Raw genomic sequence first — 12,526 nt, forward strand, 5'->3', positions numbered from 1 at the left:
TGCAGGTGATGACCGCGTTGTTCGGCCCCTTGGACGCACTGGACCGGACCCGCGCGCTGCGCGACGCCGGGGCAGCGGGGTCTTCACCTTCGAGGGACCGCACGACGTGTTCACCCCGCTGACCCTGGCCGCCACCGTCGGCGGACTCGATGTGATGACCAACGTCGCGATCGCCTTCCCCCGCAACCCGATTCACCTCGCGCATCAGGCCGTCGACCACCAGCTGCTGTCCGGCGGGCGGTTCACCCTGGGCCTGGGGACCCAGATCCGGACTCAGATCGAGAAGCGGTTCGGCGCCCAGTTCGACCGTCCGGTGGCCCGGATGCGCGAACTGGTCGATGCGCTGCGGGCGATCTTCGCGGCGTGGAGCACGGGGGAGCGGCTGAACTTCCAGGGCGAGTTCTACCGGCACACGCTGATGACGCCGACGTTCACCCCGCGGGCGAGCTTCGCGCCGATCCCGATCTTCGTCGGCGCGCTGGGCCCGAAGATGACGAGGATGACGGCCGAGGTCGCCGACGGACTGCTCGTGATGCCGTTCGGCTCGAAGCGCTTCCTGCACGAGGTGACGATGCCGCACGTCGACGCCGGACTGGCCGCGGCGGGCCGCGCCCGCGCCGACCTGCAGATCGTTCCCGAGATCATCGTGTCCGTCGCCGACCAGGATCCCGACCACGCCGCCGCCCGCCGCCTGCTGGCGTTCTACGGGTCGACGCCCGCGTACCGGCCGGTGCTCGACGTGCACGGCTGGGGCGATCTGCAGCCCGAACTGCACGCGCTGTCCAAGCAGGGCCGCTGGGACGACATGGGCCGGCTGATCGACGACGACGTACTGCACACCGTCGCCGCGTGTGGCACGCCGGCCGAGATCGCCGCGCACATCGCCGACCGGGTCGCCGGGGTGTCCGAGCGCATCTGCCTCTACCAGCCCGGGCCGATCGCGGTGGATTCGTTGGCCCAGATCGTCGACGCGCTCGCTCGCTGACACCTAGGGTGGTACGGACGCGGACCAAAGGAGGTTGCGGGTGGAGAAGCTCGATCCGGAGACGGAGTTCTCTGACGTTCTGATCATCGGCGCAGGCATCTCGGGGATCGGCGCCGCCTACCGGATCCAGGAGCGCAACCCGCAGCGCACGTACACCATCCTGGAGCGACGGTCCCGCATCGGCGGGACGTGGGATCTGCACCGTTACCCCGGGATCCGCTCGGACAGCGACATCTTCACGCTGTCGTTCCCGTGGGAGCCGTGGAGCCGCCCGGAGAACGTCGCCGACGGTGAGGACATCCGCAGCTACCTCATCGAGACCGCCCACAAGCACGGCATCGACCGGCACATCCGGTTCGACACCCGGGTGATCTCGGCGAACTGGGATCCCGAGACCGACACCTGGACGGTGCAGACCGAGCAGGACGGGGCGGCACGCACCTACCGGGCCCGATTCCTGTTCTTCGCCACCGGCTATTACGACTACGACCATCCCTACCGCCCCGACTTCCCCGGGTTGGAGAACTTCTCCGGCACGGTGGTACATCCGCAGCACTGGCCCGAGGACCTGGACTACACCGGCAAGAAGGTCGCGGTGATCGGCAGCGGTGCCACCGCGATCAGCCTGATCCCGTCGCTGACCAAAAAGGCCGGGCACGTGACCATGCTGCAGCGGTCACCGACCTATTTGTTGTCCGGGCAGCGGATCAATCCCGTGGTGAACCTGCTGCGCAAGGTACCGCCCCGCAAGCTCGGTTACCGCCTGGCCTGGCTGTACAACGTGCTGTTCATCGTCGCCGTGTACGCGGTGTCGCGGAAAGCGCCGCGCTTCAGTCGCCGCGCGATCCGGGCCGTCGCCAAGCACTACCTGCCCGAGGGCTATCCGGTCGACACCCACTTCAACCCCAGCTACGACCCGTGGGATCAGCGGCTGTGCCTGATCCTGTCCGGTGATTTCTACGACGCCATCGCCGCCGGCCGCGCCGATGTGGTGACCGACCGGGTCGACCACATCGACGCCACCGGCATCGTGCTGCAGTCGGGCGGCCGCATCGACGCCGACGTGATCGTCACAGCCACCGGTATTCAGTTGCAGGCCCTCGGCGGGATCACGGTCAGCGTCGACGGCGTGGAGGTCAAGCCGGCGGACCGGTTCGTCTACAAGGAGCACCTGCTCGAAGACGTGCCCAATATGGCCTGGTGCGTGGGCTACATCAACGCGTCCTGGACGTTACGCGCCGACCTGACCGCCCGTGCCGTGGCGAAGCTGTTGGCCTACATGGATTCTCACGGGTACACGCACGCCTACCCGCACCTGGGCGCGACCCCGATGACCGAGAAGCCAGCGTGGAACATCAACGCGGGCTACGTGCACCGCTCCGGGCACGTGCTGCCGAAGTCCGGGACGCACCGGCCGTGGAACGTGCGGCACAACTACGTCCTCGACGCAATCGACCACAGGCTCGACCGCATCGAGGAGTCCATGGTGTTCGGGCGTACCGCGCCGGAACCGCCCGTGGCCGACGAGCTTCCGCGTGACGAGTTGCTGGAGGGCAACGTCGGCTGAGGCCGGCGTTACGGCGCGACGGTGAGCCAGTCGGCGAATCCCGAGGGGTCGTGACGGCCCAGTGCGCCGTGCTCGAACAGACCCCAGCCCTCCCGCTCGGTGCCATCGGCGTCCCGGCACACCGCCCGACCGACGTGGTCGATCACGCCGAAGCCGGCCCGGCCGATGATCGCCGGGTCGTTCATGTCGTACGTCAGACGCTCGATGAAACTCTCGCCCTTCCACATCCCGTGCAGCCAGTCGGAGTCGCCGCCGTAGCCGCCGCCGACATGGATGGGCACGGCCAGCCTCGACTCGACGTCGAAATGCACCGGGCTGCCGTCCAGGGCGGTCGCCTCGATCGTGGCGCCGGTGGGGATCCGGGTGCCGGAGCGGTAGTGAATCTTGACCCGCGGCCAGCCCAGCTGCTCAACCCGGCCGTCCTTCCAGATGCGGGTGCAGTCGTTGAGCGAGCGGAACCCGTGCGGGTCCTCCTGCATGATGATCACGATGCCGAAGTCGTCGAACGCCATCGGCACGTACAGCCACCACATGCCCTCGAACGGCGGGTCATCGGGCCGGCCCGGCGGTTCGGCTTCGCCGACCGGCCGGATGCCCCAGGACCGGTCGCGGGTGCCGATCCATCGGGACGGGTCGACCGTGATGTCCTGACCGTCGATCGCGAGCTGACCGCTCCACGCGCCGACCTGGGCGAAGCGCTGCGCATCCAACGTCACCCGGTTGCCGCGCCGCATGATGTGCGGCTGCTCCTGCACGACGTCGAACAGCCCCTCCCAGGTGAGATCGGCGGCGATTCCCTCGGTTTCGTCGAGGATGATCCGCAGTTTGCGCAGCGGCTCGACGACCTCGACGCGGTAGTTGCCGACACGCTGGTTGAGCCGGTCGGCGTCGATGGCATCCGACAGGTGCACCGCGGTCTGGGTGTCGCCTCCTCCGCCGTATGTGCCGCTGTCGCGGCGGGAGACCAGGACGAACGCGTCCTTCACGCCGAGGTTCGGGTAGTAGCCGATGCCGGTGATCACGAAGATGTCGCCGGTGCGGTCGTGGGCGTTGAAGTACGACCGGTCATAGAAGTTGCGGTCCGAGGGCCCGGGCCAGGCGATCGGCGCAGGAACCTGGTGCACCGGGTATTCGTCCATGGGTCCGAGCATCAGCCGGCCTCTCCGATCAGTCGTTTGAGCAGGGATCCGTGGTAGAACAGCGTTTCGATGTCGGCGGGTTTGTCGATCTCGCCGAAGTGCACACGACGGGCCCCGGTGCGCATGAACACACAACACCACACCACCGCCGAGTAGACGTGGAACCAGCGCAGATCCCCGACCTCCACACCGGTGAGCTCCCGGTAGGTGGACCGCACGTCGTCCTCCCGCAGGAAGTCGGGCATGCCGGGTAGCCCGGCGAGCTTGGTCAGCTCCTGGAACACCATGTGCGCGAAGCTGATCCAGGCCAGGTCGAGCTCGCGCGGGCCGACGGTGGCCATCTCCCAGTCGAGGACGGCGACGGGTGAGAAGTCGCGGTACATGACATTGCCGATGCGTGAATCGCCCCAGCACAGAACAGGTTCGGCAGCAGCGACGTCGTCGGGGAAGTGGTTCTCCAGCCACGTCAGCGCGTGGTCGACGAGCGGTGAGCGGCCGATGTCGGGGACGCTGAACTCGTACCAGCTTTTCAGCCAGCCGAAATGACGGTGCAGCGCGGTGTCGCCGGGCGGGTCGACGTCCTGCAGGAAACCGAATCTCTGCTGGGCATCGGGGATCGAGTGCAGCTTGGCCAGCACCTCGACGGTGCGGTCCTGAAGACTGCGCTGTTGTTCGGGGGTGGCGTCGTAGAGCCAGTTGTCCCCGAAGGTGTAGGGCATCACGTCCGGAGGCACGATGCCCTCGACACGGTCCATCAGGAAGAACGGCCGGCCCAGCACGTCGCCAGAGGGTTCGAGCCAGCGCACCGGCGGCACCGCGACGTCGGTCAACTCGGCGACCAGTCTCATCACCTCGTGCTGATGGTCGAGACGGTAGTGTTCGAACACGGGGATGTCCGCTTCGGCGGGTGCGACCCTGGCGACCCAGTTCTGCTCGACAGGTTTCCCGTCCTGCAGCCACCGCCCCTGCAACAAGATCGTTTCGGAGGACATCCCGTTGGCATCGACACCGCTTTCCACGGTGATCTCCGGCGTGGTGCCGGGCAGCAGCGTGGACAGCCACTGCGACAGTGCGGCAGGCACATCCGACATGTCCCGGCTGGAACGCTGGAGTCGGTCGACGTTGTCGACGGCTGGTTCGCTGGTCACAGACATCGTCCTTCCCGCCACGGCGCGGTCACGGCAGGGCTCTAATACGATACCGTGGGTAGCGATATGAAAGCAGACCCGTCGCCGGGTGACAAGACCGCGGGCGCCGGTCGCCCGCGAGATCCGCGTATCGACGCTGCCATACTGCGCGCGACCGCGGATCTACTTGTCGAAATCGGCTATTCGAACGTCACGATGGCCGCCGTCGCCGAGCGGGCCGGCACAACGAAAACAGCCCTGTACCGGCGATGGTCGAGTAAGGCCGAGCTCGTCCACGAGGCCGCGTTCCCGGTGACCCCCTCGGCGATCGACACCCCGCCCGGAGACATCGCCGCGGACCTGCGCGCGATGATCCAGGCTGCGCGCGACGTCTTCACCAGCCCCGTGGTGCGGGCCGCGCTGCCCGGACTGATCGCCGACATGTCGGCCGACGCCGAGCTCACCGGTCGGGTCGCGGCGCGCTTCACCGACCTGTTCGGTGCGGTGCGCACCCGGCTGCACGGCGCCGTCGAACGCGGCGAGGTCCGGCCCGGCGTCGACCCGGACCGGCTTGTCCACCTCATCGGCGGCGCCACGCTGCTGGCGCTGCTGCAGACGCCGGACGACCTGGACCACCCGTCGTGGGTGGACAGAACCACCGACATCCTGCTTCACGGCATCGTCACTTAGCCGGTCCTCGAGCAGAGCGGGTCAGGGGGAGCTGATCTGGTCCTTATTGCGCCGGGTGACCGCGCTGAACCGGTCGCCCAGGCCTTCGAGATCTTGCGAATCGCGGTGCTGGGCGAACGCGATCTTCTCCTCGGCCGCCAGCGCCGGCTCGGTCACCGCGGCAGCCCCCGTCGTGTAGATCTCCTTGAGGCTGCGCATCGTCGGCGCCGGCACCTCCGCGATCTGCGCGGCCAGCTCGACAGCCCGGCCGAGCAGATGCTCGTGCGGCACCACTTCGGTGACCAGCCCGATGCGTTCGGCGCGTGCCGCGTCGACCACCTCTCCGGTCATCGACAGCCGCCGCGCCATCGCCGCCCCGACCAGGTGCGGCAGCCGCGCCGTCATCCCGCCGCCGGGCAGGATCCCGACCCGCGCGTGGGTGTCGGCGAACACCGCACGCTCAGAGGCGATCAGGAAGTCGCACCCGAGCGCCATCTCCAGCCCACCGGTGAACGTCGCGCCGTTGATCGCGCCCACCACCGGGGTGCGCATCTGCGCCACCGCCGCGATGCAGCTCTGCGAACGGAACTCGGAGAAGTATGAAAGTCCGTCGCGCGCAGCCTCTTTGAGGTCCACCCCGGCGCAGAATGCCGGGTCGGCGCCCGTCAGCACGACCGCGCGCACGGTATCGTCGGCGTCCGCTGACGTCAGGGCCGCGTAGGAGGCGCGGATCAGATCGCGGCTCAGTGCGTTCCGGGCAGCCGGGCGGTTCAGGGTGAGCACCCGCACGCCGTCGTGGTCGGCGGTCAACACCAGCTCAGACGTCATGGCTACGTTCGTATCAGAAGAACCGGTCCGCCGAGTTCGCCAGGTCCAGCAACGGCTGAGGCAGCGCGCCCAACGCGAACGTCACAGCCGCGGTGACGGTCACCACCGCTGTGGTCAGCGCACTGGGCACCACCACGACCGGCGCGTCGTCGGGGCGGTCGGTGAAGAACATCAGCACGATCACCCGTACGTAGAAGTATGCGGCGATCGCGCTGGCGATCACCCCGACGACCACCAGCGGTATCGCCCCGCCTTCGCCGGCGGCCTTGAACACCGCGAACTTGCTGACGAACCCGCTCGTCAACGGGATCCCGGCGAACGCCAAGAGGAACAACGCGAAAACGATACCGACCACCGGGTAGCGCTTACCCAGCCCGGCCCAGCGCTCCAACGCGCTGTCCTCTTCGCCGTCGGCGTCGCGGACCAGACCGACCACCGCGAATGCGCCCACGGTGGAAAAACCGTAGGCGAACAGATAGAACAACGTCGACGACAGCCCGGCTTCGTTGCCGGCGATCACACCGGTCAGGATGAAGCCGCTGTGCGCGACCGCCGAGTACGCGAGCATCCGTTTGACATCGTTCTGGGTGACCGCGGTGACAGTGCCCACCACCATCGTCAGGATCGCGATCGCCCACAGCACCGGGCGCCAGTCGTCGCGTAGCTCAGGCACCGCGACATAGAACAGTCGCAGCATCGCACCGAACGCCGCGATCTTGGTCGCGGCCGCCATGAACGCGGTGATCGGGGTAGGCGCCCCCTGGTACACGTCGGGGATCCACGAATGGAACGGCACTGCACCGACCTTGAACAACACGCCGACCAGCAGCAACGCGACCCCGAGCAGTGCCAGCGACGTCTTGCCGGACCCAGACGCCACCGCATCGGCGATGCCCTGCAGGTTCAGAGTGCCGGCGTACCCGTACAGCATGGCCGCGCCGTACAGGAAGAACGCCGACGAGAAGGCGCCCAGCAGAAAGTACTTCAGCGACGACTCCTGCGAGAGCAGGCGTCGCCGGCGAGCCAGCCCGCACAGCAGGTACAGCGGAAGAGACAACACCTCCAGCGCGATGAACATCGTCAACAGATCGTTGGCAGCGGGGAACAACAGCATGCCGCCCACCGCGAACATCGTCAGCGGGAAAACCTCGGTCTGGACCACACCCGCTCTGGTGGCCAGTTTCTCGGCGACACTGCCCGCGACCGCGGAGGCCTGTGGTGTGAACGCTTCCAACCCCCGGGACTCACTGCCGGCCGACGCCTTCTGGCGTTCACCGATCAGCAGGATGCCCAACACTCCGACGAGCAGGATGGTGCCCTGCAGGAACAGTGCGGGCCTGTCGACGGCGATCGCACCCATCACCGCCTCAGAACCGTTTCCGTCGGGCAGGTCCTGCGCGACGAGCAGAACTGCGGCGAACGCCGCGACCAGTCCGGCGAGGCTCAGCGCCACCTGCGCGGGATAGCGCAGTCGGCGCGGAAGCAGCGCTTCAGCCAGCACGCCGAGCACCGCTGCGGCAAGCACGATCAGCATCGGGGAGACCAGGCCGTATTCGACCGTCGGGGTCGGGATGTTCATCGCGCCGGGCCTTCCGCCATCCGGGGTGCCGGGTCGGGTCGGTCGATCGTGGTCAGTGTGTGCGTTACCGCAGGGTTGATCACGTCGAGTGCCGGTTTCGGATACACCCCGAGCACCAGCAGCAGCGCGATCAGCGGTGCCACCACGGCGATCTCACGCGGCACCAGATCGCGGATCCTGTGCTCACCCTCGGTGAGCGCAGCCGGGGGTGGGCCGGTCATCATGCGCTGGTACATCCACAAGACATAGATCGCTGAAAGCACAAGCGCGCTTGCGGCCAGGACAGCAAACACCGGGTACCGCGTGAAAGTGCCGATCAGCACCAGAAACTCGCTGATGAACGGCGCCAACCCGGGCAGCGACAGCGTCGCGAGCCCGGCGATGAGGAACGTGCCCGCCAGCACCGGCGCCAGCTTCTGCACGCCGCCGTAGGCGTCGATGAGGCGGGATCCCCTGCGCGACACCAGGAAACCGGCGATCAGGAACAGGGCCGCGGTGGAGATGCCGTGATTGACCATGTACAGCGTGGACCCTGACTGCCCCTGGGTGGTCATCACGAAGATGCCCAGGATGATGAATCCGAAGTGGGAGATCGAGGAGTAGGCGATCAGTCGCATGACGTCGGTCTGGCCAATCGCCACGACCGCACCGTAGACGATGCCGATCACCGCGAGCGTGATGATCACTGGGCTGAAATAGGTTGCCGAGTCCGGGAAAAGCGGCAGACAGTAGCGGATCATGCCGAAGGTGCCGACCTTGTCCATGATCGCCATCATCAAGACCGCACTGGCCGGGGTCGCCTCCACCGCCGCATCCGGCAGCCAGCGGTGAAAGGGCCACAGGGGCGCCTTGACCGCGAACGCGAACATGAACCCGCCGAACAGTAGGTGCATCACCGCCGGGTTGACGACGAACTCGCCGCTCGCGACCGCAGCGACGATCGCGCGGAAGTCGAAGGTGCCCGCCTCGAACGCGTCGCTGCCCGCCGTCGCGACATAGAGGCCGACCACCGCGGCGAGCATGATCAGTCCGCCGAACAGGTTGTACAGCAGGAACTTCACCGCGGCTCTGCTCCGCTGCCGGCCGCCGAAGCCGCCGATGAGGAAGTACATCGGGATCAGCATCGCCTCGAAGAACACGTAGAACAGCAAGATGTCCAGCGACACCAACGAGATCAGCACCATGCCCTCGACGGCCAGCGTCAGTGCGAAGTAGATGTGCACCGACCTGCCGCCCCAGCTCAGCTCGTCGCCGGCGTCGTTCCATCCGGCGACGATCAGCAGCGGAAGCAACACCGCGGTCAGCACCACCAGAGCCAGTGCGATGCCGTCGACGCCGAGGATGTAGCCGGTGCCGAACGACGGTATCCACCGGTAGTTCTCGACGAACTGGAACTGCTCGCCGGCCGGGTCGAAGCCGACCGCGATCACCGCCGCGACGGCCAGCACGATCAGCGACACCGCCAGCGCAACCCACTTCGCCAGGGAGCGCGCCGCGGCCGGCAATACCAGTACCAGCACCGCGCCCACCATCGGCACGGCCCACAGCACGGTCAGCAACGGAAGCGACGTCACCACAGATTCACCGCCAGGATCGTCGCGGCGACGAGGACCGCGCCGGCCAACATGGACAACGCATAGGACCGCGCGAACCCGGTCTGCAGCAGGCGCAGCCCCGAGGAGAACCGTGAAACCCCGGCCGCAAGCCCGCTCGCCGCACCATCGACGGCGTCGTCGTCGAGCTCAACCAGGCCACGGGTGAAGGTGCACCCGGGCCGCATCAACACCTTTTCGTTGAACGCGTCCCCATAGAGGTCCTGGCGGGCCGCCACCGTGAGCGCCGTGCCGGCAGGCACCTGCCCGGGAACGGCCTTGGCGCCGTACATCCGGTACGCGACTGCGACGCCCACGGCCACCACCGACAGCACGATCACGGTCACCACCCACACCGGCATGACATGGTGGATCTCGCCGGAGCCGACCACCGGTTCGAGCCAGTGCTCCAGGGTGCCGCCGACCGCCAGCGCGCCGCCGGCGGTCACCGAGCCGATCGCCAGCACGATCATCGGCAAGGTCATCACCGCGGGCGCCTCATGGGGATGCAATCCCGGTCTTTCCCCGGTCGCCTCGTTCGCCCAGCGCCTCTCGCCGAAGAACGTCATCAGCATCAGCCGGGTCATGTAGAACGCGGTGATCCCGGCACCGAGAATCGTTGCGCCACCGAGAAGTACGCCCTTGATGCCGCCGGCGCCGAGCGCGACCTCGATGATGCCGTCCTTGGAGAAGAACCCGGCCAGCGGTGGAACGCCGATGATCGCCAGATAGCCCAGACCGAACGTGACGAACGTAATCGGCAGCGCCTTGCGGAGTCCGCCATAGCGGCGCATGTTCACCTCGTCGTCCATCGCGTGCATCACCGAACCCGCGCCGAGGAACAGCCCCGCCTTGAAGAAGCCGTGCGTGAGCAGGTGCATGATCGCGAACGCGTAGCCGGCCGGGCCCAGCCCGGCCGCCAGCACCATGTAGCCGATCTGGCTCATCGTCGACGCGGCCAGCGCCTTCTTGATGTCGTCCTTGGCGCACCCGATCACCGCGCCGAACAGTAAGGTGACCGCGCCGACCACCACGACGGCAGTCTGCGCGTGCGGGGCGAGGTCGAACACCGGGCCCGAACGCACGATCAGATACACCCCTGCGGTCACCATCGTGGCCGCGTGGATCAGCGCCGACACCGGCGTCGGACCCTCCATCGCGTCACCGAGCCAGGACTGCAGCGGCACCTGCGCCGACTTTCCGCACGCCGCCAGCAACAGTGCCAGGCCGATCGCGGTCAACGTGCCCTCGCCGAGTCGCGGTGCGGCGTCGAATACCGCGGTGAACGACAGGGCGCCGACCGCGCTGAACATGATCATCATTGCGACGGCGAGTCCGATGTCGCCGACCCGGTTGACGACGAACGCCTTCTTGGCCGCCGTCGCCGCCGACGGCTTGTGCGACCAGAACCCGATCAACAAATACGACGCGAGCCCCACTCCCTCCCAACCCATATACAGGCCGAGGTAGTTGTCCGCGAGCACCAGCAATAGCATCGCGGCGACGAACAGATTGAGGTAAGCGAAGAAACGTCGCCGGCCGGGATCGCCTTTCATGTAGCCGATCGAGTAGATGTGGATCAACGATCCGACACCGGTGATCAACAGCGCGAAACACATGGACAGCTGGTCCAGTTGCAGCCCGAAGTCCACCCGCAACTCACCGACCGCCACCCAGCTGAACAGGGTCTCGCGGGACATCCGCTGCTCGCCGTCACGGCCGAGCATGTCGGCGAACAGCACTGCCGCGCAGACGAAAGACGCGACCGAGGCCGCGGTGCCCAGCAGGTGACCCCACCGGTCCGAGCGTCTGCCAGTCAGCAGCAGGATCACCGCACCGGCCAGCGGCAAGGCGATCAGCAACCACACTGGTGTCGTCATCCGTGCCTCAGTGCCCTCTCTTCTTCGCGCGGGCGCTCACTGGTGCTCTCTCTTCTTCGCGCAGGCGCTCACTGGTGCTCTCTCTTCTTCGCGCAGGCGCTCATCAGTGCTTCAGCAGGTTGGCCGCGTCGACGCTGGCGGAGCGCCGGGTCCGGAAGATGGTCATGATGATCGCCAGCCCGATCACGACCTCGCAGGCGGCGACCACCATCGTGAAGAACGCGACCACCTGGCCGTCGAGTTGGCCGTGGAGGCGGGCGAACGCGACGAAGGCGAGGTTCGCGGCATTGAGCATCAACTCGACGCACATGAACATCACGATGGCGTTGCGCCGCAACAGCACTCCCGCCGCGCCGATGGTAAACAACAGCGCGGACAGATACAGGTAATGGTCGGGACTCATTGGGTCTCGTCCTTTACGAAACGCTCATCGGTGACATGCTCTTCGCGCAAGCGCTCATCGGTCGGGACCGGGCGCACCTGAAGGATGGCGCTTACCGACAGTTCCGACCCAGACCCGTCCGGCAGACGGGCCGGAACATCCACGGCGTTGTGCCGGGCGTATACACCGGGGTTGGGCAGTGTCGTCGGGTGCGCGCCCGGCGCGAAACGTTCGATGGCCAACTCGCGCTGAGTCTTGCGCCGCTGGAAGCGTTCCCGGTGGGTCAGCACCATCGCGCCGAGTGCCGCGGTGATCAGCAGCGCGCCGGTCAATTCGAACGCCCACAGGTACCGGGTGAAGATCAGCGCCGCCAGACCCTCGACGTTACCGTTGCCGTTCGCCTCGTCGAGTCCGACGAAACCGGTGGAAGCGACGTTGCCGATGCCGGCCACCAGCAGCACCCCGAAGCCCAGGCCGACCGCGATGGCCGCGACCCGTTGTCCGCGCAGCGTCTCCACCAACGATTCTGCCGAGTCCACGCCGATGAGCATCAGCACGAACAGGAAGAGCATCATGACCGCGCCGGTGTACACCACGATCTGAACCACGCCGAGAAAGGGTGCGCCCTGGGCGATGTACAGCACAGCGAGCGCAATCATGGTGGTGGCCAGCGAGATCGCCGAGTACACGGCCTTGCGCGCGGCGACGACGCCGAGCGCGCCGGCCACCGACACGCCCGCAAGCACCCAGAACAGCACCGCCTCACCCATGTCCGCTC

At 67.2% G+C, this 12,526-nt stretch carries 10 protein-coding genes and 1 pseudogene; 3 read left to right on the forward strand and 8 right to left on the reverse strand.

What is annotated here, in order from left to right; genetic code table 11:
• The first annotated feature begins 8 nt into the window (after window positions 1-8).
• A pseudogene (locus tag ACXMYJ_RS07375) lies at window positions 9-985 on the forward strand (TIGR03617 family F420-dependent LLM class oxidoreductase).
• A 40-nt stretch (window positions 986-1,025) separates the two neighbouring features.
• Entirely contained in the window at window positions 1,026-2,552 is a 1,527-nt protein-coding gene (locus tag ACXMYJ_RS07380; protein ID WP_260751126.1) for a flavin-containing monooxygenase, read from the forward strand.
• A gap of 8 nt (window positions 2,553-2,560) precedes the next feature.
• Here the strand turns inward: ACXMYJ_RS07380 and ACXMYJ_RS07385 are convergent, their stop codons facing one another.
• Together ACXMYJ_RS07385 and ACXMYJ_RS07390 are read right to left on the reverse strand one after the other, a co-directional pair.
• Complete coding sequence (locus ACXMYJ_RS07385) at window positions 2,561-3,703, reverse strand: hypothetical protein (RefSeq protein ID WP_260751127.1); 1,143 nt, start codon at window positions 3,701-3,703, stop codon at window positions 2,561-2,563.
• Window positions 3,703-4,839 carry a phosphotransferase family protein gene (locus ACXMYJ_RS07390; RefSeq protein ID WP_260751128.1) on the reverse strand — a complete coding sequence of 379 codons (1,137 nt, stop codon included), beginning with the start codon at window positions 4,837-4,839 and terminating at the stop codon, window positions 3,703-3,705. Before ACXMYJ_RS07390 ends, ACXMYJ_RS07385 begins: the two co-directional genes overlap by 1 nt.
• Window positions 4,840-4,905: 66 nt before the next feature.
• Between ACXMYJ_RS07390 and ACXMYJ_RS07395 the strand changes: the two genes are divergently transcribed.
• A complete protein-coding gene (locus ACXMYJ_RS07395) occupies window positions 4,906-5,508 on the forward strand; it encodes a TetR/AcrR family transcriptional regulator (RefSeq protein ID WP_260751129.1) in 603 nt (200 codons plus the stop codon).
• 21 nt (window positions 5,509-5,529) lie between these two features.
• On the opposite strand, the gene ACXMYJ_RS07400 is transcribed toward ACXMYJ_RS07395, so the two are convergent.
• The 6 genes from ACXMYJ_RS07400 to ACXMYJ_RS07425 form a co-directional block, all read right to left on the reverse strand.
• Entirely contained in the window at window positions 5,530-6,315 is a 786-nt protein-coding gene (locus ACXMYJ_RS07400) for an enoyl-CoA hydratase (protein ID WP_460355039.1), read from the reverse strand.
• 13 nt (window positions 6,316-6,328) lie between these two features.
• Complete coding sequence (gene nuoN / locus ACXMYJ_RS07405) at window positions 6,329-7,894, reverse strand: NADH-quinone oxidoreductase subunit NuoN (RefSeq protein ID WP_460355042.1); 1,566 nt, start codon at window positions 7,892-7,894, stop codon at window positions 6,329-6,331.
• A complete protein-coding gene (locus tag ACXMYJ_RS07410) occupies window positions 7,891-9,468 on the reverse strand; it encodes an NADH-quinone oxidoreductase subunit M (protein ID WP_460355045.1) in 1,578 nt (525 codons plus the stop codon). The genes nuoN and ACXMYJ_RS07410 overlap by 4 nt, the downstream gene beginning before the upstream one ends.
• Window positions 9,465-11,366 (reverse strand): NADH-quinone oxidoreductase subunit L, encoded by a 1,902-nt coding sequence (nuoL, locus tag ACXMYJ_RS07415; protein WP_460355047.1) that lies wholly within the window; start codon window positions 11,364-11,366, stop codon window positions 9,465-9,467. Before nuoL ends, ACXMYJ_RS07410 begins: the two co-directional genes overlap by 4 nt.
• A gap of 103 nt (window positions 11,367-11,469) precedes the next feature.
• A complete protein-coding gene (gene nuoK, locus ACXMYJ_RS07420; RefSeq protein ID WP_260751135.1) occupies window positions 11,470-11,769 on the reverse strand; it encodes an NADH-quinone oxidoreductase subunit NuoK in 300 nt (99 codons plus the stop codon).
• Window positions 11,766-12,518, reverse strand: a complete 753-nt coding sequence (locus tag ACXMYJ_RS07425) for an NADH-quinone oxidoreductase subunit J (RefSeq protein ID WP_460355049.1) — start codon at window positions 12,516-12,518, stop codon at window positions 11,766-11,768. Before ACXMYJ_RS07425 ends, nuoK begins: the two co-directional genes overlap by 4 nt.
• Window positions 12,519-12,526 lie beyond the last annotated feature (8 nt).

This window comes from Mycobacterium sp. ZZG, assembly GCF_054786995.1.